Here is a 23,096-nt window from a genome sequence, read left to right as displayed (position 1 = left end):
GCGTGCCATTCTTGCCCCAGGGACCCGCGTCCGGGTAACGATTTCCGCCGACGACGAGAGGGGCGGGCCGCGTATGACCGCCGACTGGCAGTGGGACGACACCCTGTTCGCGGGAACCGCCGCGCACTACCGGAAGGGCCGACTGCCGTACGCCCCGGGCCTGGTGACCGCACTCGCCGAGGCCCTGCGCCTCGACCGCCGGGGCCGCCTGCTCGACGTCGGCTGCGGCCCCGGCACCCTGGCCCTCGACCTGGTCGGCCACTTCGCGGAGGTGATCGGCGTCGACCCGGACGCCGGGATGATCGCCGAGGCCGAACGCATCGCAGCGGCACTGGGGTTGAGCGACTCGTGCCGCTGGATCCGGGCCCGGGCCGAGCAATTGCCAAACGGCCTCGGCGAGTTCGACGTCGCCGCGTTCGGCCAGTCCTTCCACTGGATGGACCGCGCGCGGGTGGCGGCCACCGTCCGCACACTGCTGCGCCCCGGCGGGGCACTCGTACACCTCTCCGACCTCAAGTCCGAGCGGCGCCCCACCGAAGGCCTCCCCCACCCCCCGGTCCCGCACGACGCCATCGCCGCGCTGGTACAGGACTACCTGGGCCCGGTCCGCCGGGCCGGGCAGGGCTTCCTCCCCCACGGCACCCCCGGCGACGAGGCCGCGGTCCTCGCCGCCGCGGGCTTCGCAGGCCCCCGCCGCCTCGTCGTTCCCGGCGGCCAGGCACTCATCCGGACGGCCGACGAGACCGTCGCCGAGGTCCTGTCCATCTCCTCCTCCGCACCGCACCTGTTCGGCCCGCGCCTCCCGGCCTTCGAGACCGACCTCCGCCGCCTCCTGCACGAGGCCTCGCCCGCCGGCCTGTTCTCGCAACGCCAACCGAGCACCGAGGTCTTCATCTGGCATCGGCAGGAAGGGGCCGACCACTGACGGCCCGGCGGACGCACGGCCGGTGGACACCGTCGGGAAGGCCGTCGACGGCAGGATGCCGCCGGCGACCTCGACGGTGACCAACCGGCCCTCCCTCACACCACGCCCTCCGGGCAGTCGAGCGCCGGTCCGATCTCGCACCAGACGACCTTCCCGATGCCGCCCCTGGGACAGCAACCCCACTTCTCCGACAGCGATTTGACGAGCAGGAGGCCGCGTCCGGACTCCTCATCGCGGTCGGTGGCCCGAAGAACCGGCGCACGGTCGGCCAGCGCGTCGTGCACCTCGATCCGCAGTCGGACGGGGTCGGCGGAGAGCTCCAGCAGCACCCGGTTGTCCCGCGAGGACCCGTGCACCACCGCATTGGTCACCAACTCGCTGACGAGCAACAGGCCGGTGTCGATGAAACGTTCGCCGCCGACGACCTCGCCGAGCAGTCGTTCGAGGCATCTGCGCGCCTCCCCCGGCGACCGCCTGCTGCGCGGGAGCCAGTGGCTGGCATTTCGGGCTGATGAGGGAAATCCGGGCACGGGGAGCCGCCTTCCGCACAGAGGTTCCAGCCAAGGCGGCCGCCAAAGGGCATGGGAATGCCCGGTGGTTGGTCGCAATGGCCATGTGAGAGAAGTCGCCACACATGACCATCACGGTGCGTCATACTCTCGTCACGATCAGCATGGATCAGGCGGCAGCCCTACCGCAAGTCAAGTCGAGGAAATATGAAAACTTTCATCCTTCGATCCAAGGTGCCGCCTCTGGAGTCGAGTTGCCGGTGGCGAAGCACCGTCGCGACCGTGCACACTGGTCCACGCACCACTCAGGAGGGGCTACAGACATGGCAATTGCTGTCCCGGCCGTGCGCTACCGGCGCATCGCGGCGGAGCTGCGGAGACTTCGGGAGCTCAGGAACCTCTCGGCGGAGGAGGTCGCGGCTCAGGTCGACAACGTCAACCTGGTGAAGCTGAGCAGATACGAGAACGCCCGGGTGCAGCTGAAGCCCGATGTCGTCCGCGCGCTCCTCGACTTCTACGAGTGTGACCCGGAACTCAAGGAAGTACTGGTCGAGATCCTCAAGGACAAGCACCGCCCGGGCTGGGCGGCCGGATTCGACCAGCTCAACTCCCTGTACCACGACCTGATCAGGCTCGAAGAGACCGCGATCGGCAACAAGTCCTACGAGTCCTCCTACATCCCCGGCCTGCTCCAGACACGTCGATACGCGCACGCCATCATCTCGAGCGGCGTCTTCACGACGCCCAGCGTCGAAGCCCGGGTCGACGTGCGGATCAATCGACAGTCGGTACTCACCCGGGCCGATACGCCACTCAAACTCTGGGCGGTCATCCACGAATCGGCGCTGACGATGAGGGCGCCCGATGGCGTCATGGCCGACCAGCTCGACAAGCTGATCCAGTGGAGCGACCTTCCGAACGTCAGCATTCAGGTCATGCCCGCGTTCGCACCTCCGCACCCCGGCATGAGCGGTCCGTTCACGCTCCTGGAGTTCCGTCAGCGTGATCTCGACCTCGTCCTGCTCAGCGACATGCTCACCAGCAACTGGGTGGAGAGCCCCGGTCACGTCGATCTCTACCGAACGGCTTTCGACGAGATCATGGCGACCGCCCTGAGCCTCGGTGAATCCCTCAAGGTCATCCAAGAGAAAAGAGATCAGCTCAAGTGACCCATTACCCCATTGCCTCCGCCCTACCGGTCATCTGGACGAAGGCAAACGCAAGCAACCCGAACGAGAACTGCGTGGAGTTCGGGCAGTTGAGCGACTCCGTCCTGGTCCGTGACAGCAAGAACCCCGACGGCCCCGCGCTCGCCTTCACCGGCGACGCATGGCTCGCCTTCGTCGCCGGCATCAACGCCGGAGACTTCACCACCCACCGCTGACGCCCCACGGCCCCGCACCCACCCGGTGCGGGGCCGTTTCATTCACCGTTACTCTACGAATCGATAACAGGCCCGCGATAGCGGAAAGTATGCGGGGCCCGGCCCTTGAAAGGCGTGACTCCCGAGTGTGAGACTGCAAGAAAAGAAATAACCTGCCGAGGAGGTGGGTCTTGTGACGTTGCAAGCGAGTTGGATCCACGGGAACGCCATGGTGGTGGAGAATCCCGAGAATCTCAGCCGCAACGGGCACTTCGGGTGGGGATCCGATGTCGACATCACCCCCGGAAAGAGCAGCTGGTTCCACGTCGCCGTGCCGACGCCGGTGATCGTCAACGACGCCCGGACGAGCCTGGTCAAGGTCTTCGTGCTGTTCATGACCGACGTCGGATTCGGCCGGCTCACCCGGGTCCACGTCTGGGACGGCTCCGCTCCGATCCAGCAGTTCGAGAATCTCGCCGGGGAAGGCGAACACCGCACCGGGCTGGACGGTCAGAACACGTTCACCCTCGACCAGCCGCACTCCGTGGCCTTCGGTATCGGCATCTCCTTCTTCGTCGTCGCGGCGATCGGGTTCGACACACCGATCGCGCCCTCGCGCTTCATCCTCGGAACGGCGGGCGGTGACTTCACGAACTGACCGGAACCTGACCAGCGGTCGATCCCGGCCGCTCAGTCGACCAGCGCCGAGCGGCGCTCGAAGACCTCGGGGCGGGCCCGGTCCAGGGCCGTGGCGAGGGCTCCCAGGAGGACGGCCTCCTCGCCGAGGCGGCTCGGGGCGAGGGTGGGCCGCATCGGGCTGAGGCCGTCGAGGGCCTGACCGAGGGGGTCGAGCAGCAGGTCGGCGCTGGCGCCGATGCCGCCGCCGAGGACGATCAGGTCCGGGTCCAGCACCGCCGACAGCACCGCGACGGCGTAGGCGAGTTGGCCCGCCGCGCGGTGCACGGCGGTGGTGGCCAGCGGGTCGCCGGAGCGGGCCGCGTCGAAGACATCCTTGGCCGTCAGCGGGCCGGCCATGCCGAGGCCGAGGGCCGTGCGGACGACGGCGTCGGCCGCCGCCGCCTGTTCCACGGTGCCGCCCGGCGTTCCGTCGGCGTGCGGCGGGAGCGGGACCAGGCCGACCTCGCCCAGCGCGCCGTGCGCGCCGACCAGCGGCTCGCCGTCCTTGACCACGCCGACGCCGAGGCCGGTGCCGACGAGCACGTAGGCGAACATCCGGCTGCCGCTCCCCCGGCCGGCGCCGAGCGTGTACTCGCCGAGCGCGGCGAGGTTGGCGTCGTTGCCGACGGTGATGGTGGTCGCGAGCCCGTCCGCTATCCGGTCGAACAGACCGGGCCTGCCCCAACCCGGCAGGCTGGTGGCGTACCGCACGCCGCGCCGCTGCTCGTCCCAGACACCGGGCGTGCCGATCACCGCGTGCACGATGTCCGCCGCCGCCAGCCCGGCCTCGGTGGTGGCCTCGCGGGCCGCGTCGACCACCGCATCGGCCACCGCGTTCGCCGTCCGCCCCTCGTTGGGGATGTCCCGGCGCGCCACGATGTCCCCGGCCAGGTCGGCGACGGCGACCCGCAGCCGGGCCCGGCCGATGTCGACACCGAGGACGTGCCCGGCGCGCGGGTCGGGCTCGTACAGGACGGCGGTACGCCCCCGCTCGGGGATGAACCGCCCCGCCTCGCGGGCCAGCCCGGCGTGTTCGAGGGCGGCCAGGGCGGTGGAGACGGTGGGCTTGGAGAGGCCGGTGTCCCGGGCGAGCTGGGCGCGCGAGGACGGGCCGCCGAGCCGCAGCCGTTCGAGCAGCAGCCACTCGTTGTTGCTGCGCAGCCGCTGCCGGTTCCACGGCTGCGCCGGCGCGGGGCCCGGCGGAACGGTGGTCGGCAGGTCGCGGCTCATCGGGTCCTCCGGTCTCGGGCGCGGTCCAGCGCGCGGTCCCGGGCGCGGCCCGGCCGCACCGATCGGCGCACCCGGGGCCCGGGCATCAGCCAGTATGACCGGTCGTCACGCCACTCATCGGCGGGTTCCCACGCGCGCGCAGAGCGCCGGAGGGAGAGGAAGTGGGGGCGGCAGGAATGGTAGGACGTCACACTCCTCTTGCCACTCTCAAGATATAGCGCACGGGGGGTCTTGCCGCAAGGCCCCGGTCCTGGCGCACAATCGTCGACCGAAGCCGGAACCAGCCACCTTTGGGAGTTTTGCTCAGTGCCTTCCCCTTTGTCGGAACCGCGGATCGGAGCCGCTGCCATGACCTCCCTCGCCACCAGCGTGTTCGATCTCCCCGACCGCCTCTCCGCCAAGGCCGACCCGGCGCTGGTCGCCCAGGACGAGCGGCACTTCGCGGCCGTCGCGGCGAGCCTGGAGCAGGCCGTCGCCGAGGTCTCCGACCTGCTCGACGCCGCCCGGCGGGCCCCCGGCGGCGCCGGCCGGGCCGCGATGGACCGGGACATCGAGGTCCACCGCCTGACCGGCCGGCTGCGCGCGCTGCGCCGCTTCGGCCTGGACCTGTGCCTGGGCCGGATCGTCCCGGCGGACGGCGGTGGTCCGGTGTACGTCGGCCGCCTCGGCCTCACCGACAGCGAGGGCCGCCGGCTGCTGCTGGACTGGCGCTCGCCCGCCGCCGCGCCGTTCTTCGGCGCCACCCACGCCGATCCGACGGGCCTGGCCAGCCGCCGCCGCTACCGCTGGACGGACGGGCGGATCACCGACTACTGGGACGAGGTGTTCGCGCCCGAGGGCCTGGAGGGGCACGCCGCCCTCGACGACCAGTCCGCGTTCATCGCCACCCTGGGCGGCAGCCGCTCGGCGCGGATGCGGGACGTGCTGGCCACCATCCAGGCCGACCAGGACGCCATCGTGCGGGCCGGCTCGCGCGGCGCGCTGGTCGTCGACGGCGGTCCCGGCACCGGCAAGACGGTGGTCGCGCTGCACCGCGCGGCCTACCTGCTCTACTCCGACCCGCGGCTCGGCCACCGGCGCGGCGGCCTGCTGTTCGTCGGCCCGCACCAGCCCTACCTGGACTACGTCTCCGACGTGCTGCCCAGCCTCGGCGAGGAGGGCGTGCAGACCTGCACCGTGCGGGACCTCGTCGCCGAGGGCGCGGGCGCGGCGGTCGAACGCGATCCGGAGGCGGCGCGGCTGAAGTCCTCGGCGGCCATGGTGCGGGCGGTGGAGCAGGCCGTGCGGATCTACGAGGAGCCGCCGACGGAGGGCATGGCCGTCTCCACGGACTGGGAGGACCTCTGGCTGAGCGCCGACGACTGGGCCGAGGCCTTCGGGGCGCCCGATCCGGGCACCCCGCACAACGAGGCGCGCGAGCAGATCTGGGCGGAGCTGGCCGAGCTGCTGCTGGCCAAGCTGGACGGCGGCGAGGAGATCCCGGTCGAGACCTTCCTGCGCTCGCTGCGGCGGGACGAGGAGCTGGTCACCGCCCTGCACCGCGCCTGGCCCCTGCTGGAGGCCGCCGACCTGGTCGGCGACCTCTGGACGGTGCCCGCCTATCTGCGGCTGTGCGCCCCGTGGCTGACGCCCGAGGAGGTGCGCCGGCTGCAGCGGACCGAGGCGCAGGCCTGGACGGTCTCCGACCTGCCGATCCTGGACGCGGCACGCCAGCGGCTCGGGGACCCGGAGGAGGCCCGGAGGAGGCGGCGCCGGGAGGCCGCGCTCGCCGCCGAACGGGACCGGATGGCCGAGGTGATCACGGACATCCTGGCGGCGGACGACGACGGCGAGGGGGCGGTGGCCATGCTGCGCGGCCAGGACCTGCGGGACACCCTGGTCGACGGCGGTACGCTGCCCGGCGCCGACCCGGACCGGCTGGCCGGCCCCTTCGCCCACATCGTGGTGGACGAGGCCCAGGAGCTGACCGACGCCGAGTGGCAGATGCTGCTGCTGCGCTGCCCGTCCCGGAGCTTCACCATCGTCGGGGACCGGGCCCAGGCCCGGGACGGCTTCACCGAGTCCTGGCAGGAGCGGCTGGCCCGGATCGGCCTGGACCGGACCGAGGTCGCCTCGCTGAGCGTCAACTACCGCACGCCCGAGGAGGTCATGGCGGAGGCCGAGCCCGTCGTCCGGGCCGCCCTGCCGGACGCCAATGTGCCCGTCTCGGTGCGCCGCAGCGGGGTGCCGGTCACTCACGGTGCGGTCGCGGAGCTGGACGGCGTGCTCGGCGGCTGGCTCGACGCGCACGCCGAGGGCACGGCCTGCGTGATCGGCGACGCGGCGTTCGGGGAGGCGTTCCGGGCGACGGGCCGCGCGGAGTTCCGCGATTCGCCCCGGATCCGCTCGCTCACGCCGTCGCTGGCGAAGGGCCTGGAGTTCGACCTGGTGGTGCTCGTCGATCCGGCGTCCTTCGGCGAGGGCGTCGCGGGCGCGGTCGACCGCTACGTCGCGATGACCCGGGCGACCCGGCAGCTCGTGGTGCTCACCGGTGGTGACGTGGCGCGTTAGGGCCCGGGGGACCGGCCGTGCCGGTCACAGCCGTCCGCGCGAGGCTGTGACCGGCACGGCCGGAGCGCGTGTCGGCAGTCGACCGGCCGGGCCCGCGTCCGGGTCCGTCGTCGACGCTCCCGCCACTCGACGCCTCACGACCCCGTGCCGTGCCGCGAGAGCCTGGGGTTTACGCGCGTAGTCACCGTCATGAATCGTTCCAGCGACAGTGACAGCGGGTCAATGCCCATGAGGTGAACACGCCCCGACACGACGATCGGCCGACCATCCGTCCGACTACGGTGCGGCCCTCGGGAGCCCGGGGCCCCAGGGGCTCAGGCCACCCAACCGGAGGTGAGGCCCTGGACCGCGGAGCCGTCGAGATCGGCGAGCTTGGCGGCGACGAAGGCCCGGGCGCGCTCGGAGGTCTGCAGCCGGAAGGGCGGCCGGTCGGCGGTGAGCGCGGCGACCACGGTCTCGGCGGCCTCCTCCGGGGTCTGCGCCTGGTCGAAGGCGGCCCGGGTGCGGGCGGCGTACGCGTCCAGGGCGGGCGCGTACGGGCCGGCGGCGGCCAGCAGCGCGGGCAGGTCGATGCCCTGGCTGGCGACGAACTCGCTGGCCACGGCCCCGGGCTCGACGACCGAGACGGCGACGCCGACCGTGGCGGCGACCGGGGCGAGCGACTCCATGAACCCCTCGACGGCGAACTTGGCGGCGCTGTAGGCCTCGTTGAAGGGCTGGCCGACCACGCCGCCGACGCTGGTCACGGTGACCACCCGGCCACCCGTGGCCCGCAGGTGCGGCAGGGCGGCCCGGGTCACCTCGACCACGCCGAAGAAGTTGACCTCCATGACCTCCCGGACGGGGGCGAGCCCGTCCCGCTCGACGGTGCCGACCCGCCCGGCGCCCGCATTGTTGACCACGGCGTCCAGCCGGCCGTGCCGGTCGAGCACGCTCGCCAGGCACTCGGCGACGGAGGCGGCGTCGGTGACGTCGAGCCGGGCGACCTCGACCCGGTCGGCGACGCCCGCCGCCTCGGCGGCCTTGAGCAGGGCGCCGGAGCGCCGGGGATCGCGCATGGTGGCGACGACGCGGAAGCCCGCGCGGGCGGCGGCCACCGCGGCGGCGAGGCCGATGCCACTGGAGGTGCCGGTGATGAGGACGGTCCGGTCGACGGCCATGGGGCGCTCCTTCGGATGGGCTTTTGTGTGCGTGCACACACACCCTAGCAACATGTGTGCGCGCACACGCAAAAAGGTAGGCTGACCGGCATGGCGCAGCGCACCGACCTCACCCTGGGAGACCTCACCGCCCGCGACCACGCCTTCTACGGCCTGGTCTGGGCCGGTACCACCCTGAGCACCCGGGTCGACCAGGCCCTCGTCCGGGCCCACGACCTGACACTCTCCTGGTTCGAGGTGATGCTCTGGCTGCACGCCCAGGAGCGGCCGGTGGCCGCCTCCGACCTGGGCGCCAAGACCCTGCTCAGCCGCAGCCAGGTCTCCCGGGTCGCCGACGCCCTCCAGGCGCGCGGCCTGGTCGAGCGCGCCCCCTCCCCCACCGACGCCCGCTCGGTGCGGATCGCGCTGACCCCGGAGGGCCGGCGGCTGTTCGCCGCTGCCGACGCGACCCGCCGCGCGGCGCTCGCCGAGGTCTTCGACGACCGGCTCGACGACTCCGACATCGCCGCGCTGGAGGCCGTCTGGGCCAAGCTCAAGCGCCCCTCCGGGGCCTGAGCGCCCAGACCTGCGGTCGCCTTATCGGAAACCCACCGGGTGGTCAAGCACCGACCAGTCCGTGGGCGTGGCGCGCCCCGGCGCGTGATCATGGGCCCATGCGGTTCGGGCGCGGCAGGCGAGGGAAGCGCGGCACCCCGGCGGGCGCGGACGACGCGGCGCTCACGGCGGCTGCCGCGGCACTCGTCGGGAGCGCCGACACCACCACGGACAGTGATCGCCCGGACCTTCCGGGTGGGCTGCTCGGCGCGCTGCCGGCCGGAGTGGCGCTGCTCGACGCCGAGCTGCGCTGGCTGTACGTGAATCCGGCGTTCACCACGGCCACCGGCCTGCGCCGGACCGACCTGCTGGGCCGATCGGCGCAGGCCACGGCGTTCGCGGGCGCCGTCAGCACGCTGCGCCGGGTCCTGGCCGACGGGCGGGACCGCGAGTGCACCACCGGCGCGCCGGGCGGTCCGGGCTCGCCGGTGCCGTCCGGTCTGCGGGTGCGCTACCGGCCGCTGAGCGCCGGGGGCCGCGTCACCGGTGTGGTGGTCGTGGTGCTGGACGATCCCGACCCGGTCCAGGAGCTGCGGCGCGAGCTGGCCCAGGCCCGGACCCGTCTGGCCCTCCTGGAGTCCGCCGCCGAGCGGATCGGCACCACCCTGGACGTCGACACCACCTGCGCTGAGCTGGCCGCGTTCGCCGTTCCCCGGCTGGCCGGGCTGGCCACCGTCGACGTCCTGCCGCCGGACGCCGAGGCCCGCACCGGCCGGACCCCGGGACAGCGCTTCCACCGGGCCGCGCTCGACTGCGCCGACGGACTGCGGACCGCCGTGGACCGGCTGCCCCGCCCCGGCGAGTCGGTGCGCCACCGGGAGGGTTCGGCGGCCGCCCGCGCCCTGGCCTCCGGGGTCGCCGTGCTGGTCGCGCCGCGCACCGTCGAGGAGCTGGCCGGGGCGGCGCCCGACCGGGCCTCGGCGGCCGTGTACCGGACCGCCGGGGTGGCCTCGCTGCTGGTGGTGCCGCTCACCGCGCGCGGCCGGCTGATCGGACTGCTGACCCTGGCCCGAACCGCCGGCTCCCCCGGCTTCGGGCCCGACGACGCCGTGCTGGTCGGCGACCTCGCCGCCCGGGCCGCCACCGGCATCGACAACGCGCGCCGCTACAGCCGCTCCCAGGGCATCGCGCTCGACCTCCAGCGCGCCCTGCTCAGCGAGCCCGGCCACCCGCACCAGAACCTCGAACTCGCCTCCCGCTACCGGCCCTCCGGCAGCAGCTCGGTGGTCGGCGGCGACTGGTACGAGACCGTCCGACTGCCGTTCGGACGGACGCTGCTGGTCATGGGCGACGTGATGGGCCACGGCGTCGAGGCGGCCGTCGACATGAGCAACTACCGCGCCACCCTGCGCGACGTCGCCGGGACGGACCTGCCGCCGCACCGCATCCTGCGGCAGCTGGACGCCGTCATCGCCGCCAACGAGTCCGCCCGTCCGGCCACCTGTCTGCTCGCCCTCGCCGACCCGGGCCGGGGCCGGTGGACCTTCTCCAGCGCGGGCCACCTCCCGCCGGCCCTCATCGCGCCCGGCCGGCCCACCGAACTGCTGCGGATCCCCACCGGGCCGCCGCTGGGCACCGGGTTCGGCGGCTACGAGCAGGCCGGCCGCGACCTGCTGCCGGGCGAGACCCTGCTGCTGTACACGGACGGCCTGGTGGAGCGGCGCGGCGAGGACATCGACGCCTCACTGGCCCGCCTCGCCGCCCTGCGGCTGCCGGCCGCCGGGCCGCTGGACGAACTGCTGGACGCGGCGCTGCGCGGTCTCGGCCCGAGGCCCGGCAGCCCGGCCGAGGACGACATCGCCGTCCTGGCGGCCCGGCCCCGGCCCCGGACCCGGGCGTAGGGCCGGCCACCCCGGGCACGCGCCGTCCGTGCCCGTGGGGCCTGAGCCCGGTCGGGGGCTTCGACCCCGCGGGCCGCGTCGTGGTGGCGTCCGCCGCCCCGGGAACCTCCCACGATGCCGGGGGCCTGCGGCCGGGCCCGCGGCCCGCCGGGGCTCAGAGTCCGGCCAGCGCCTGCTCCAGATCCGCCCAGAGGTCCTCCGGGTGCTCGATGCCGACCGAGAGCCGTACCGTGCCCGGACCGATGCCGGCCGCCGTCAGCTCCTCGTCGGACAGCTGGCGGTGGGAGGTGCTGGCCGGGTGCAGCACCAGGGTGTGCACGCCGCCCAGCGAGGGGGCGAGCGAGGCGAGGCGGACCGCGCCGACGAAGGCCCGGGCGGCCTCCCGTCCGCCGGCCAGGTCGAAGGCGAACACCCCGCCCTGGCCGTCCGGGAGCAGTCGGCGGGCCCGCTCGTGGTCCGGGTGGCCGGGCAGTCCCGGGTGGTGCACGGCCGCGACCGCCGGGTGGGCGGCGAGCCGACCGGCCAGGTCCAGCGCGGACTCGTTGTGCCGCCGCATCCGCAGGCCCAGGGTCTGCATCCCCCGCAGGGTGAGCCAGGCGGCGAACGGGTCGAGCGCCGCGCCCTGCTCCACCCCGTGGTGCCAGACCCGGTGGTGGACCTCCGGGTCGGCGAAGACGGCCAGCCCGGCCAGCACGTCGGAGTGGCCGCCGAGGTACTTGGTGGCCGAGTGGATCACGATGTCGGCGCCGTGCTCGATCGGGCGGCAGAGCAGCGGCGTGGTGAAGGTGTTGTCCACCACGCTCAGGACGCCGGCCTCGCGGGCCGCGCCGATCAGCGCCGGCAGGTCGGTGACGCGGGCGGTGGGGTTGGAGACGGTCTCCAGGTGCAGCAGGCGGGTGGTCGGCCGCAGGGCGGCGCGCACCTCCTCCGGGTCGTCGCCGCTCACGTGGGTGACCTCGACGCCCCAGCGCTCCACCAGGTCGGCGAGCGTCGCGAAGGTGCCGCCGTAGAGCCTCCGCTGGGCGATCACGTGGTCGCCGGAGCGCAGCAGCGCGAGCAGCACGGTGGTGATCGCCCCCATGCCGGAGGAGGCGGCCAGCGCACCGCTGCCGCCCTCCAGGTCGGCCACCGCGCGCTCCAGCGAACGGACCGTCGGATTGCCGTGCCGGCTGTAGAGGAACGCCTTGTCCGGGCCGCCGAAGGCGTCCGCGAGCGCGTCGCTGTCGGGGAAGGCGAAGACGTGGCCCTGGTGCAGCGGCGTACCCAGCGGGCGGCTGCCGGTCACCTCCTCGACGGGCGGGTGGACGATCCGGCTCTCGGGGCGCAGCGCGCGGTGGTGGTCGCTCATAACGCCCATGCTGGCCCGGGGTGCCGGGAGCGGAACAGGTCCAATTCCGTCCCGGTGGCCTGGATCCCGACGTCACCCCGACCCGTGGTGGGAGCGGCCGTGCTCGCCGCGCCACCGTTCGGTGGCGATGCCCGCCATGACCACCGACACGACGTCCTCGGCCAGTTCCGGTGTGATCGGCAGGTGCCCGAAGAGCACGCGGTAGTACGTGGTCGACGCCAGCATGTCCAACAGGAGGTCGATGTCCGCACCGGGTCGGATGTCGCCCCGGTCGATGCCGCGGCGCAGCGCTTCCGCCGTGGTCGCGCGGCGCGGGTGGAAGAAGGCGTCCTTGAACTCCTTCTCCAGTTGGGGATCGTGGGCGAGGTCCGCGACGAGCCCCGGCAGCACGCTTCGGCCCACGGTGCTGGTGAACGCCTCACCGAGGGTGCCGATACCGGCGACGAGGTCGCAGTGCGTGCAGCCGGTGTCGGGGGTCGGGGCGGTGCCGACGGCCCGGGCCAGCGCGGACACGACCAGGTGCTGGCGTGAGCGCCAGCGGCGGCGCAGCGCGGGCTTGCTCGTACCGGCGCGGGCGGCCACCGCCTCCAGCGTGAGGCTGCCGTAACCGACCTCGTCGAGGATCTCCATCACCGCCTCGGGCACGGCCTCGTCGATCCGGGTGTCCCGCGGCCTGCCGGCGGCTCTACGGGCCGCCGCCCTTCCTCCGTCGCTCCTGGTGTTGACCATGCGGCAAGTATAGGTAGCATTCAATTACGTTTCGATTCGGAACGGAACGAAACACTGCAAGGGAGTCCCCCATGTCCCACACCTCCGCCGACGAGGCGGACAGCGGCGCCGCGCCCGCCCCCGGAGAAGCCCCGCTCTCCCCTCCCGCCAGGAACAGGGCCGTCGGGGAGAGCGTCTTCGGCGGCGCGTACCGCGCACTCACCCTCGGCGTCCTGCTCTCGGTGGGCATGGTCGCGTTCGAGTCCCTCGGAGTGGCGACCGTACTGCCCGGTATCGCGGAGAGCCTCGACGGCCTGGGCGCCTACGGATGGGGCCTGTCCGCGCTGATGCTCGCCAACATCATCGGCACCGTGCTCGCCGGACGTGCCGCCGACCGCCGGGGGCCGTGGCGCCCGATGGCGCTGGGCATGATCGTCTTCGCGGCGGGCTGCGCGGTCGCCGGCGCCGCACCCTCCTGGCCCCTGTTCCTGGCGGGTCGCTTCGGACAGGGCCTGGGCGTGGGAGCGGTCATGGCCATGGCCTTCGCCATGATCGGACTCGCCTACCCCGAGCACCTGCGGGCCCGGATGTACGCCCTGCTGTCCTCGGCCTGGACGATCCCCTCCCTCATCGGCCCCGCCATCACCGGCGTCCTCGCCGACCACGTCTCGTGGCGCTCGGTCTTCCTGCTCATGCTGCCGATCGCCGCGGTGGCCGCACTGCTCACCCTGCCAGGCCTGCGCCGCCTGCACCGCGCGGAAGCAGCCGCCACCGCCCCGGCCCCGGCCGTTCCGTGGTGGAAGCGCCCGCTGGCCGGCGCGGTCCTGCTCACCGCGGGCACCGGCGTCCTGCTCCAGGCGCTGCTGCTGAAGAACCCCGTCCTGCTGATAGCGCTGTCCGCGGCCGGTGTCGCCGTCGCGGTGCCCGCGCTGCGCCGGGTCACCCCGGACGGCACCCTCGGCGCCCGGCCCGGCCTCGGTGCGGGTGTCGTCGTCCGCGGCCTGCTGTGCGGCGTCTACTTCGGCAGCGAGGCCTTCCTGCCCCTCGGGCTTCAGCAGCTGCGCGGCATGGACACCACCTCGGCCGGCCTGGGCCTGTCCGCCGGCGCCCTCACCTGGGTCGTCGGCTCAGGCCTGCAGGCCAAGCGGGACAACGGGAGGAACGGCAGCCGCACGGCGTCCACCGTGCTGGGCTTCGCCGTCCTGCTGGCGGGCGTCGCACTCATCTCGCTGACGATCCTGACCAGCGCACTCCCCTCCTGGATCGCCCTGGCCGGCTGGGCCGTCGGCGGCCTCGGCATGGGCATCGGCTTCAACGCCTCCACCACCGACACCCTGGAGCAGGCCCCGCCGGAGCAGCAGGGTGAGGCCAGCGGCGCGCTGCAGCTCGCCCAGACCCTGGCGACCGGCGTGATCGCCGGACTCGGCGGCGCGGCCATCGCGTTCGCCCAGAACCACGGCGGGTCCACCCGCACCGCGCTCCTGGCCGTGTTCGCCCTCACCGGCCTGCTCGCCGTCGCGGGCATGCTGATCGCCCGCAGGCTGCGCCCCGAGGCGGCACGGCAGGGCTGACCTCCGGCAGTGCCCCGCCGGACCGCGTCGCCGCACGCCCGACGGGGCACCGCCGTCCACGCGCCGGAGCCCCGGCTAGGCCTGCTCTGCGTGCTCGGAGCGCTGCGCCCGCTCGGAACGCGCGGTCCGCTCGGTCCGGCGCCGCCGCCAGAGCACGAACGGCACGGCCGCGGCCACCGCGGCGGCCTCCGGCGCGGCCGGACCGGCGGGTTCGACCGAACGGTCGCCGCCCTGGAGCGCTCCGCCGGACGCGAGGCCCTTCTGCTCGAAGGTGTCCGGCACCGGCAGGGTGTCCCAGCGCGACAGCGGCCAGGCGATCACGAACGCCCGGCCGATCACGTTCTTCACCGGGACGAAGCCGGCGCCCGGCTCGTTGACGTGGAAGCGCGAGTCGCGCGAGTCGTTGCGGTGGTCGCCCATCACCCACAGGTGGTCCTTGGGGACGGTCACCTCACCCACCGGCGCGTCGTCGCACGGCGTCGAACCCGGGAACAGGTACGGCTCGTCCAGCGCCACCCCGTTGACCTTGAGCGGGCTGCCCTGCCGACACTCGACCGTGTCGCCGCCGACCGCGATCACCCGCTTGATCAGGTCCTTCTCACTGTCGGACGGCAGCAGGCCCACGGTGCCGAGCACCGTGCGGAGGCCCTCGACGAGGGCGTTGCCCTTCTCCCTCGGCATCTCGTCCAGCCAGCCGCCCGGGTCCTTGAACACGACCACCTCGCCGCGCTCCGGCTCGGCGCCGAACCACGGCGTGAACTTGTCGACGAGGACGCGGTCGTTCTTCTCCAGCGTGTGCTGCATCGACCCGGAGGGGATGGAGAACGCCTGGACGAAGAAGGTCTTGATGCCCAGCGAGAGCAGCAGGGCGATGACGATGAGGAGCGGCAGCTCCTGCCAGAGCGGCCGTTTCTTCTTCGCCTTCGCCGCCTTCCGGCCGCCACCGTCCTCACCACCGCCGTCGGCCTCATCGCCACCGTCGGCCCCGCCCGCGCCGCCCGTGCCTTCGTCACCCGCACCCTGGCCGCCCACACCCTGGCCGCCCGCGCCCTTGCCGCCCGCCCCGGGAGCCTCCGGCGCCGCGAGGCCGACCGGGCCGGTGGCGCCGGCCGGCGCACCGCCCGCCGCACCGCCCGGCGCTCCCGGACCGTCCGCCGGAGCGGTGCCCGCACCGGCCTCACCGCTGCCCGCCGAACCCGCGCTCTCCTCGATGCTCATCCCTGGCCCCCTCCGGACGGCCCGGCGGGCCCCGCCGCGGGACCCCCCGTAGTCAGCTAACGAACGGTAGTTCCCGCCGACCCGTCAGAACGTACACCCGCGCCCCCTCCACTCCTACGCCGTCCCACCACCGAGCATGATCCGCGCGACCAGCTCGCGGCGGCTGGCCACCCCCGCCTTGGCGAACACCGACTTCAGGTGGTCCTGCACGGTGTACGGCTTCATCGCCAGCAGCCTCGACACGTCCCGGGTGTCGCACCCGCGCACCAGTAGCAGCGCCACCTCCTGCTCCCGCGCCGTCAGCCCGTACGCGGAGAGGTAGAGCGGCATCGCGTCGGCGGGCGTGGCCGGGGCCGCGACCACCGTCACATCGCCCTCGCTGCCGCCCTTCAGGGTCGAGCCGTGCAGCACGTACCAGCGGCCCTCGCCGTCCTGCACCCGGATCTTCGCCTGCGACACGGCCAGGCCGCGCGCCGCCCGGCGGGCCTGTTCGGCGGCCACCGCGAACGCCGTCGGCACACCGAGCGGGGTCCGGCTGGGGTCCGCCAGCCGGCCGAGCAGTTCCTCCGCCGGGCCGGAGAGCGCGAGCGGCCGGTTCGCCGGGCCGAGCACCACCACGGCCGGGCCCTCGTCCTGCGGCTCCGCCGCCCGGCGGCCGTTCGCGCCGGCCGGCGGCACGTGGCAGGCCCGTAACGCGTTGCCCAGGTGGCGCGCGGCCAGGTCCGCGAGCTCCCGTTGCTGGGCCAGGAACGGCCCCCGGTCGGCCGCCCGCATGAACGCCGCGCAGCCCCACATCCCGCCGTGCGCGTCGAACACCGCCCGCAGTTCGTCGCCGAACCCGGCCGGCCCGATCATCTCGCGGAACCGCACACTGTCCGTCAGCCGGCCCCCGGTCACCCGGCTGAGCGTCTCCGCGCGGACGCCGCTGCGGCGGATCGCGGGGAAGGTCGCCACGTCGTCCGCCCACACCTCCAGGCGCACGGCGGTCTCGAACCCCGTCAGGCTGAGGTCGTCGCTCAGCACCGAGGTCACCAACCCGGTCGCCGGGTCCGCCGAGTGCCAGCAGACCGCGTCGTACTCCAGGAGCGTGCGGAGCAGTTCGTCGGCTCTGCGGAACACCTTCTCGGCCGTCAGCCCCGCCCCGGCGAGTTCCCGGAGCCCCTCCATCGCCTGCTGCGCCGCCACCCCACGTGCTCCACGTGATCCCATGGTCCGGGAAGTTAGCAGGCAGACCGACCGTCGGCCCATGCACCGACAGGCGGATCCGCCCTCCGTCTCCGGTCGGGCCCCCGAAGCCGCCCCCTCATCCTCGTGAACGTCCGAACCAGCCGCGACAGTGCCGCCGCGGGCCTTGACACGGGCGGCATCCGCCCGACCCAAGTCGGCCTCACCCCGATTTTCTTGACTGGACGTCACCTCCGATCCCCCAGCGGAACGGTGGCCGGCCGGACCTCACGCCTCCGTTCGCTTCGCCTCCCACTCCCGGGCGAAGTACTCCAGTTGCCCGATGACGAGCGCGACCGCCTCCGGGACCCCGGCGGGAGGGTATCCGTGCCTGGCCAGCAGCCGCCTGACGGTGCTGCGCAGCCGCGCGCGGGCGGGTTCGTGGGAGAGCCAGTCGATCGTCAGCCGCTGCCGCACAGTGACCACCATCTCGCGGGCGATCCGGGCGAGGGCCTCGTCGCCCAACTCGACGCGGGCCGGGCCGTGGCCCGCGAGCGCGTCGAAGAACGCGAGCTCGTCCTCGCTCAGCGGCGGACTGAAGTGATCGCGCCGGGCCCCGTCCCCGGCGGCCTCCCGTGCCAGGTCGGTCAGTTCGGCGATGACCTCGTCGCTGGTGATCTCCCGCCGCTCGTAGCCGGCCGTCAGATCCCGCAGCCGCGCGGACAGTGCCGCGCGCCGGACGGTGTTGTGCTCGGTGACCTCGCGCACGGAGCGCTCCGCCACCCTCCGCAGGGTGTCCGCGACCAGGTGCGGGGTGTCGGACGCCCGGAGTCCGGCGATCGCGGCCCCGGCGCCGGCTTCCGCGGCCGCCGGTTCACCCGCTCCCGCACCGCCGGGTGAGGCAAGCTGCGCGAGCCGTTCCTCCAGCTCACCGAAGCCGACCGGAGGAGCCGACCGCGGGTCCTCCGGTTCGAGCTCGGCCATCCCGGCCCGGACCTCCGTCAGGAACGCGATGTCGGAGCGCCAGTCCGGGAACTCCGGGAACCGTTCCGAGACCCCGTCACCGGCGAACGCCATCGCGTACAACCACTGCAAACGGTGGGTGTGTTCGAGAAAGCGCCGCCCGAGCAGCCTCGGCTCGGCGGCGCCCCCGTTCCCCGGCGTGCGGGGGGCCCGCAGGTGGTCCAGGGTCCGCCACACCGCGCCGCGGTACGCGTCGGGGCCCGGTGCGGCGAGCATGGTCCGCCAGTCGACGCCCGAGAGCAGCTCGCACACGGTGTCGTACTCCGCGCGCAGTTCGTCCAGTACGGCGAAGATCTTCGGGTCATCGGTTCCCGTGATCCGGCCGCCGGGCGAGAACTCGGCAAGCGTCCGGCGGATGCCGTCGGCGAGCGGCACGTAGCCCACCAGGAGGCCGGCCGGCTTCCCGCGGAACGGCCGGTTGACCCGGGCCAGGGCCTGCATCAGCAGCGTGCCTCTGAGCGGACGGTCCAGATACATGGTGTGCACCGGAGGCGCGTCGAAACCGGAGAGCAGCATGCTGTGGACGATGAGCAGTTCGAGGTCGTCGTCCGCCGTCCGAGCCCGCATCTCGACGATCGAGCGTTCGGATGGTGTCAGGGCGTGTGCGCGCAGTCCGTCCGGATCCGTGCCGGAGTCGGAGACGACGACCTTCATCCTGCCGCGGTCGACCGCCGGGTGGGCCCAGTCGGGTCGCTCCTCCCTGAGGGCGTCGAAGACCCGGACGCACAACTCCCGGCTGGCGCAGACGATCAGTGCTTTGCCGGGCGCGCCGATGAAGGGTGCCATGTGAGCACGGCGCTGCTCCCAGTGCGCCGCCAGATCGGCCGCCAGCGTGCGGACCCGGGCTGGGGATCCGTGCGCGGAGTTCAGCGTGGCGACCGTCCGTTGCAGCCGGCGGCCGCCCGGCCGGGGAAGCCGATCGGACTCCTCGTCGATCTCCGGAAGGTCGGACGACGAGTCGTGATCGAGTTCGACGGTCCGGTTCTCGTAGAAGACGGGAAGCGTCATGCCGTCCGCGGTGGCGCGTTCGAAGTCGTAGACGTCGATCCCGGCACCGTACAGCCGGCGGATCGCCCGGTCGTCCGCGGAGGGCGGCGCGGAGGTGAAGGCGAGCAGGGTCGCGTTCGGCAGCGCCCGGTGGAGGTGCGAGGAGCGCGTCCAGCGGTGCGCTTCGTCGACGATGACGACGACGTTCCGCCGATCGGACAGCATCGGGTGGCCCCCGCCGGACTTCTGCTCACCGGGAGTGGGGCCGAACTTCTGCAGGGTGGTGAAGACGACACCGGACTGCCCGCCCGCCAACAGCTCACGCAGATCCTCCCGGGAGAACGCGTGGTGCAGGGGCTCCGGCACGGTCCCCCGCTCCCGGAAGGTCTCGAACAGTTGGCGCGCGCGATCGGCCCGGTCCGTGACGACGACAACGGTCGGCCGGTTCAGCACCGGCTCCCGGAAGACGAGGCCGCAGGTCAGAGCCATCGTCCAGGATCCGCCGGCACCGGCCGCGTGGTGGACGACACCCGCCCGTCCGTCGGTGCGGAAGGCCTCGACCACCCTGCGCGCGGCCTTCGTGGCCGCGAAGTACTGGTGCGGGCGCGCGATGTACGTGGCCTCCGCCGAAAACCCGACGAACCCCTCGACCAGCCTCAGCAGCCGCGTGCGGTCGAACAGGCCGCGAACGGCCAGGAGAACCCGTTCCCCGGCGGGCCGGTCTGTTCCGTCCTGCCGGACCGACCGGCCCGCCTCGTCGACGTTCCAGGGCGCGTAGTGCTCGAAGGGGGTCAGGGGCATCCCGTAGAGGGCGTCCGCCGCAGAGGCGAGCAGGGTCACGGCCGTGTGGCGGAAGGCTCCGGGAAACGCCTCGGTGTAACACCGGACCTGGCGGTGCGCCCCCTGCAACATCCCCGCTTTCCGGGACTCCTTGACCTCGATGACGGCCACCGGCAGACCGTTGACGTACAGGACGGCGTCCAGGCGGCAGCGCCGGCCGTCGGCGCCGGCGAGGACGACGCCCGTCGCGACGACGTACCGGTTCGCGTCCGCGTCCGCCGGATCGACCAGGCGGACCAGGAGGGTGTGCCGGGCACCGAACTCGTCCACATGGACCACCGGGACCCCGCGGGTCAGCTGGCCGTGCCCGCGCCGGTTCTCGGCGTACAGGTCGTGGGAGACGGGATCGGCCGCGGCGGACAGCGCTTCGCTCACCGCGGTTGCCGGCAGGCCGGGGTTGAGGCGGACGACGGCGTCGCGCAGCCGGTCGTGGAGGACGAGGTCGTCCCAGGAACGGCGATGGCCGGATCCGGGGGCGAGGCGGCTTCCTTCGACCACCTCCCAGCCGAGCCGGACCCACTCGGCCTCGGTGAGCGGACCGGTCACGTAGCGCCCTCCACGGCTGCTTCGAGGTCCCTGACACGCACCCAGCCCGTCATGAGGTGTGGAATGAGGCTGTCCCGGAGCTCCGCCAGGGTGTCGGACTCCCTGCGCGCCTCGTCAGCCCGGTTCTCCAGCGCATCGAGGGCAGCCCGGAGGGCGGGACGGCGAGCGGGCCCGGGCAGGACGAGCTCCAGGCGCGCGAGGTGGGTCTCACGCAGCCCCGCCTGCCTGGAGGCCCCTTCGGCCGCGGCGTCGATCCGGGGCTGCGCCCGCAGCACCGCCAGGCCCGCGCACACGGGGTCGACCAGCTCCGGCGCGAAGCGGACGGCCAGCAGCCGGGCGTCGGCCACCGCGGCCGCGTCCGAGGTCCAGCGGGCGCCCCGCCCCGGTCCACCGCCGTGGGCCGGGGCGACCAGGACATCGTGGCGCCGCAGCATCCTCGTGCTGTCCGCCTCCTGCGCGGGCACCCGGCGCGCGGACTCGACGGACACCTGGCCGTCGCGGATGCAGTCCCGGTCGATCACCCGGACACCGCCCGGGACGTCGAGTTCCCCGGACGCCGTGCCCCGGAACGGCTCGCGCACAACGGATCCGACCGCGACCCGGACCGAGCCGTCCGATTCGACGGCCCGGTCGAAGTGCGCCAGCCCCAGTTCGTGGAGCGCCGCCACCAGATCGTCGTTCCCGGCGATCTTGTCGTCCAAGGCGCCGAGAACGTCGGCCACGGCCTGCTGCTCGGCCAGCGGCGGACACGGGACCCGGAGGGTGCGGATCGAGGTCAGCGGGGCGGCCATGCCGGGCCTGCCCGGGGCGGAGGCCTGAGCCAGGATCGACCGCCGGCCCGCCTCGGACCGGAACCAGTAGTGGTAGAACTCCGGCACCGCCCTCGTCCGGTCCAGCCGGCACCTCAACTGCGCCGAGTCGATGACGTACCGGCTGAATCCGCGCCCGTGCGGAATCACGGACACCCGGCCGACCGCACCGCGATGCGTGAGGACGATGTCTCCCGGACCGGCGTTGGCCGACCGGACCTCGTCCGCCTTCTCCTCGCTGACGTAGGCGAACTCTCCGCCGAGGACACCGGTCACCAGGTTTACCCCGCGGATGACGGGAACGCCTTCGCGGACGAAGTCATCCTTGGTGATCCTCGGCCCGAACGGGCCCATCGCGAACGCCGCACGGTCCTCCGGCGAGGCGAGCGACTGGTACTCGACGAACGGCCAGTCAGCCATCGATCCTCCGCAGCTGTGCCCGCACCGCCCCGGTCAGCTCGTCCGCCCTGTCGAAGAGTGCGTAGAGCTCCTCGGTCAGACGCCCGATCCGGTCCGCGGTCGACTCCACTCCCGCCTCGGCGATGTACCGGGCCGGCAGGAGCACGTGGTCGGCGTCCCGGACCGCTGCCAGACCGGCCGACCCGCAGAACCCCGGAACGTCCGCGTACCGCCGGTCACCGGCCGAGGCCCTGCCGCGCCACGCACGGTAGGTGCCGACGACCTCCGCGATGTCGTCGTCGGTGAGGACCCGCCCTCCTCGGCCGGCCCCGGTGCCCATTCCCGCGGCGTCGACGAACAGGATCTGGCCGCGCCGGTCCTCCAGGGCCCCCGTTCCCCGCGGGGACTTGTCCGTGTCGAGGATCCACAGGAACGTCGGGATCGAGGTGCTGCGGAAGAGGTTCGGCGGCAGTGCCACCAGACAGGCCACCAGGTCGCTCTCGATCAGCGCCCTGCGGATCCCGCTCTCGCCGCCCTGACCGCCGATGACGGAGGTGCCGGCCAGCACCACTCCTGCGGTGGCCCGGTCCCCGAGCTTGGCGACGATGTGCTGCAGCCAGGCGAAGTTCGCATTTGACTGCGGGGGCACACCGAACCGCCAGCGCGGGTCTGAGGCGTCCGGTGCCCAGTTCTTGAGGTTGAAGGGAGGCCTGGACAGGATGAAGTCGGCCTTCAACCCGGGGAACCGGTCATCACCGAGGCTGTCCGCCGGGGCCAAGTCACCATCGGTACCGTGAATGGCGAGATTCATCGTCGCCAGCCTCCAGGCGAGCTCGCCCCGGTCCTGGCCACGGACCTGCAGGCCGGTGTGTCCGGCCGCACGGCCACCGGTGGCGAACCCGGCGGCTCGGACCAGCAAGCCTCCCGCACCGCAGGCCGGATCGTAGATCAGGCCCTGGTCCGGCTCCAGCATCCCGACCAGGAGCTCGCCCACGCTCGCCGGTGTGTGGAAGTCACCGCCTCGTGGCCCTTCCGCTGCGGAGAACCCGTCGAGGAGTCCGGCGTAGACCTCGCCCATGGCCTCGCGCGCCGGCTTCGCGCCGCGGCCGGTGAACCGTTCGTCGCCGATCAGGGCGACCAGCTCGGCGATCCGGCGCCAGCCGACGTCCTCCTGGCCGTAGATCCTCGGCAGCACACCGGCGAGCGAGGGGTTCTCGCGCATGACGGCGCCAACCGCGTCGTCGAGGAACTGGCCGATCTCCTCGCTCCCGGTCCGGGCGGCGATGGCGCTCCAACGGGCGGTCTCCGGGACCCAGCAGGTGTGATACCCGATGTACTCGTCCTTGTCCTCCAGGAATCCCGCCCGCTGATCGGCGTCCAGCCCCTCCTCCGCGAGCTCCTCGACGATCTCCCGACGGCGCTCGTCGAAGGCGTCGGAGAGGTACTTCAGGAAGACCAGACCGAGGAGGTACTCCTTGTACCGCGCGACCGCCATGGAACCGCGCAGCTTGTCGGCGGCCGTCCAGAGGAGTCTCCGGGCCTCCTCGGAGGCTGGCATGCCGGACGGCTCGATCCGTGCGTCGGCCTGCTTTCTGCGCGGCGGCATGGCGGTGGTTCAGCTCCCTCGTGGGCG

General features: G+C 73.4%; 18 protein-coding genes. 8 read left to right on the top strand and 10 right to left on the bottom strand.

Features of this window, described 5'->3' with window-relative positions; translation table 11 throughout:
* Window positions 1–73: 73 nt before the first annotated feature.
* Window positions 74–925 carry a class I SAM-dependent methyltransferase gene (locus tag ACFVFS_RS07595; protein ID WP_380621221.1) on the top strand — a complete coding sequence of 284 codons (852 nt, stop codon included), beginning with the start codon at window positions 74–76 and terminating at the stop codon, window positions 923–925.
* Window positions 926–1,020: 95 nt separating this feature from the next.
* On the opposite strand, the gene ACFVFS_RS07590 is transcribed toward ACFVFS_RS07595, so the two are convergent.
* Window positions 1,021–1,455 (bottom strand): ATP-binding protein, encoded by a 435-nt coding sequence (locus ACFVFS_RS07590; protein WP_380621219.1) that lies wholly within the window; start codon window positions 1,453–1,455, stop codon window positions 1,021–1,023.
* Between the two features lie 104 nt (window positions 1,456–1,559).
* Here ACFVFS_RS07590 and ACFVFS_RS07585 point away from each other — a divergent pair, with 104 nt between their 5' ends.
* The 3 genes from ACFVFS_RS07585 to ACFVFS_RS07575 all read left to right on the top strand — a co-directional run bounded on the left by ACFVFS_RS07585 (window position 1,560) and on the right by ACFVFS_RS07575 (window position 3,455).
* Window positions 1,560–2,603 carry a DUF5753 domain-containing protein gene (locus tag ACFVFS_RS07585; RefSeq protein ID WP_380621217.1) on the top strand — a complete coding sequence of 348 codons (1,044 nt, stop codon included), beginning with the start codon at window positions 1,560–1,562 and terminating at the stop codon, window positions 2,601–2,603.
* A complete protein-coding gene (locus ACFVFS_RS07580; protein WP_380621215.1) occupies window positions 2,600–2,818 on the top strand; it encodes a DUF397 domain-containing protein in 219 nt (72 codons plus the stop codon). The genes ACFVFS_RS07585 and ACFVFS_RS07580 overlap by 4 nt, the downstream gene beginning before the upstream one ends.
* Before the next feature lie 163 nt (window positions 2,819–2,981).
* Window positions 2,982–3,455 (top strand): DUF6623 family protein, encoded by a 474-nt coding sequence (locus tag ACFVFS_RS07575; RefSeq protein WP_380621213.1) that lies wholly within the window; start codon window positions 2,982–2,984, stop codon window positions 3,453–3,455.
* 32 nt (window positions 3,456–3,487) lie between these two features.
* On the opposite strand, the gene ACFVFS_RS07570 is transcribed toward ACFVFS_RS07575, so the two are convergent.
* Window positions 3,488–4,705: an ROK family transcriptional regulator gene (locus tag ACFVFS_RS07570; protein ID WP_380621211.1), complete on the bottom strand. Its 1,218-nt coding sequence runs from the start codon at window positions 4,703–4,705 to the stop codon at window positions 3,488–3,490.
* A gap of 348 nt (window positions 4,706–5,053) precedes the next feature.
* On the opposite strand from ACFVFS_RS07570, the gene helR reads away from it, so the two are divergent.
* Window positions 5,054–7,255 (top strand): RNA polymerase recycling motor ATPase HelR, encoded by a 2,202-nt coding sequence (gene helR, locus ACFVFS_RS07565; protein ID WP_380621209.1) that lies wholly within the window; start codon window positions 5,054–5,056, stop codon window positions 7,253–7,255.
* Between the two features lie 314 nt (window positions 7,256–7,569).
* Here the strand turns inward: helR and ACFVFS_RS07560 are convergent, their stop codons facing one another.
* Complete coding sequence (locus ACFVFS_RS07560; RefSeq protein ID WP_380621207.1) at window positions 7,570–8,415, bottom strand: SDR family NAD(P)-dependent oxidoreductase; 846 nt, start codon at window positions 8,413–8,415, stop codon at window positions 7,570–7,572.
* 90 nt (window positions 8,416–8,505) lie between these two features.
* Here ACFVFS_RS07560 and ACFVFS_RS07555 point away from each other — a divergent pair, with 90 nt between their 5' ends.
* Both ACFVFS_RS07555 and ACFVFS_RS07550 read left to right on the top strand, forming a co-directional pair.
* A complete protein-coding gene (locus tag ACFVFS_RS07555; protein WP_380621205.1) occupies window positions 8,506–8,970 on the top strand; it encodes a MarR family winged helix-turn-helix transcriptional regulator in 465 nt (154 codons plus the stop codon).
* 98 nt (window positions 8,971–9,068) lie between these two features.
* Window positions 9,069–10,850 carry a SpoIIE family protein phosphatase gene (locus ACFVFS_RS07550; protein WP_380621203.1) on the top strand — a complete coding sequence of 594 codons (1,782 nt, stop codon included), beginning with the start codon at window positions 9,069–9,071 and terminating at the stop codon, window positions 10,848–10,850.
* 154 nt (window positions 10,851–11,004) lie between these two features.
* On the opposite strand, the gene ACFVFS_RS07545 is transcribed toward ACFVFS_RS07550, so the two are convergent.
* Complete coding sequence (locus ACFVFS_RS07545; protein ID WP_380621201.1) at window positions 11,005–12,198, bottom strand: trans-sulfuration enzyme family protein; 1,194 nt, start codon at window positions 12,196–12,198, stop codon at window positions 11,005–11,007.
* A 72-nt stretch (window positions 12,199–12,270) separates the two neighbouring features.
* Window positions 12,271–12,927, bottom strand: a complete 657-nt coding sequence (locus tag ACFVFS_RS07540) for a TetR/AcrR family transcriptional regulator (RefSeq protein ID WP_380621199.1) — start codon at window positions 12,925–12,927, stop codon at window positions 12,271–12,273.
* Between the two features lie 71 nt (window positions 12,928–12,998).
* Here ACFVFS_RS07540 and ACFVFS_RS07535 point away from each other — a divergent pair, with 71 nt between their 5' ends.
* Window positions 12,999–14,477 (top strand): MFS transporter, encoded by a 1,479-nt coding sequence (locus ACFVFS_RS07535; RefSeq protein WP_380621197.1) that lies wholly within the window; start codon window positions 12,999–13,001, stop codon window positions 14,475–14,477.
* A 75-nt stretch (window positions 14,478–14,552) separates the two neighbouring features.
* Here the strand turns inward: ACFVFS_RS07535 and lepB are convergent, their stop codons facing one another.
* The 5 genes from lepB to ACFVFS_RS07510 form a co-directional block, all read right to left on the bottom strand.
* The gene (lepB, locus tag ACFVFS_RS07530; RefSeq protein WP_380621195.1) at window positions 14,553–15,695 is read right to left on the bottom strand and encodes a signal peptidase I; all 1,143 of its coding nucleotides are present in this window, start codon (window positions 15,693–15,695) and stop codon (window positions 14,553–14,555) included.
* 114 nt (window positions 15,696–15,809) lie between these two features.
* The gene (locus tag ACFVFS_RS07525; protein WP_380621193.1) at window positions 15,810–16,880 is read right to left on the bottom strand and encodes a helix-turn-helix transcriptional regulator; all 1,071 of its coding nucleotides are present in this window, start codon (window positions 16,878–16,880) and stop codon (window positions 15,810–15,812) included.
* A 267-nt stretch (window positions 16,881–17,147) separates the two neighbouring features.
* Window positions 17,148–20,255, bottom strand: a complete 3,108-nt coding sequence (locus ACFVFS_RS07520) for a type I restriction endonuclease subunit R (protein WP_380621191.1) — start codon at window positions 20,253–20,255, stop codon at window positions 17,148–17,150.
* Window positions 20,252–21,484, bottom strand: a complete 1,233-nt coding sequence (locus tag ACFVFS_RS07515; RefSeq protein WP_380621189.1) for a restriction endonuclease subunit S — start codon at window positions 21,482–21,484, stop codon at window positions 20,252–20,254. The genes ACFVFS_RS07520 and ACFVFS_RS07515 overlap by 4 nt, the downstream gene beginning before the upstream one ends.
* On the bottom strand, window positions 21,477–23,021 hold the full coding sequence (locus ACFVFS_RS07510) for an N-6 DNA methylase (RefSeq protein WP_380621187.1): 1,545 nt from the start codon (window positions 23,019–23,021) through the stop codon (window positions 21,477–21,479). The genes ACFVFS_RS07515 and ACFVFS_RS07510 overlap by 8 nt, the downstream gene beginning before the upstream one ends.
* Window positions 23,022–23,096 lie beyond the last annotated feature (75 nt).

The sequence above is a fragment of the Kitasatospora sp. NPDC057692 genome (assembly GCF_042799475.1).
Classification (GTDB): Bacteria; Actinomycetota; Actinomycetes; order Streptomycetales; family Streptomycetaceae; genus Kitasatospora.
Note: the sequence above shows the minus strand (reverse complement) of the source record. Positions and strands in the feature narration are given on the sequence as shown.

Bases quoted from the DNA above. Each gene is read 5' to 3' on its own strand.
- ACFVFS_RS07595 (WP_380621221.1), top strand. From the start codon at position 74: ATGACCGCCGACTGGCAGTGGGACGACACCCTGTTCGCGGGAACCGCC.
- ACFVFS_RS07515 (WP_380621189.1), bottom strand. From the start codon at position 21,484: ATGGCTGACTGGCCGTTCGTCGAGTACCAGTCGCTCGCCTCGCCGGAG.
- ACFVFS_RS07560 (WP_380621207.1), bottom strand. From the start codon at position 8,415: ATGGCCGTCGACCGGACCGTCCTCATCACCGGCACCTCCAGTGGCATC.
- ACFVFS_RS07510 (WP_380621187.1), bottom strand. From the start codon at position 23,021: ATGCCAGCCTCCGAGGAGGCCCGGAGACTCCTCTGGACGGCCGCCGAC.
- helR (WP_380621209.1), top strand. From the start codon at position 5,054: ATGACCTCCCTCGCCACCAGCGTGTTCGATCTCCCCGACCGCCTCTCC.
- ACFVFS_RS07535 (WP_380621197.1), top strand. From the start codon at position 12,999: ATGTCCCACACCTCCGCCGACGAGGCGGACAGCGGCGCCGCGCCCGCC.
- ACFVFS_RS07540 (WP_380621199.1), bottom strand. From the start codon at position 12,927: ATGGTCAACACCAGGAGCGACGGAGGAAGGGCGGCGGCCCGTAGAGCC.
- ACFVFS_RS07585 (WP_380621217.1), top strand. From the start codon at position 1,560: ATGACCATCACGGTGCGTCATACTCTCGTCACGATCAGCATGGATCAG.
- ACFVFS_RS07570 (WP_380621211.1), bottom strand. From the start codon at position 4,705: ATGAGCCGCGACCTGCCGACCACCGTTCCGCCGGGCCCCGCGCCGGCG.
- ACFVFS_RS07550 (WP_380621203.1), top strand. From the start codon at position 9,069: ATGCGGTTCGGGCGCGGCAGGCGAGGGAAGCGCGGCACCCCGGCGGGC.
- ACFVFS_RS07545 (WP_380621201.1), bottom strand. From the start codon at position 12,198: ATGAGCGACCACCACCGCGCGCTGCGCCCCGAGAGCCGGATCGTCCAC.
- lepB (WP_380621195.1), bottom strand. From the start codon at position 15,695: ATGAGCATCGAGGAGAGCGCGGGTTCGGCGGGCAGCGGTGAGGCCGGT.
- ACFVFS_RS07555 (WP_380621205.1), top strand. From the start codon at position 8,506: ATGGCGCAGCGCACCGACCTCACCCTGGGAGACCTCACCGCCCGCGAC.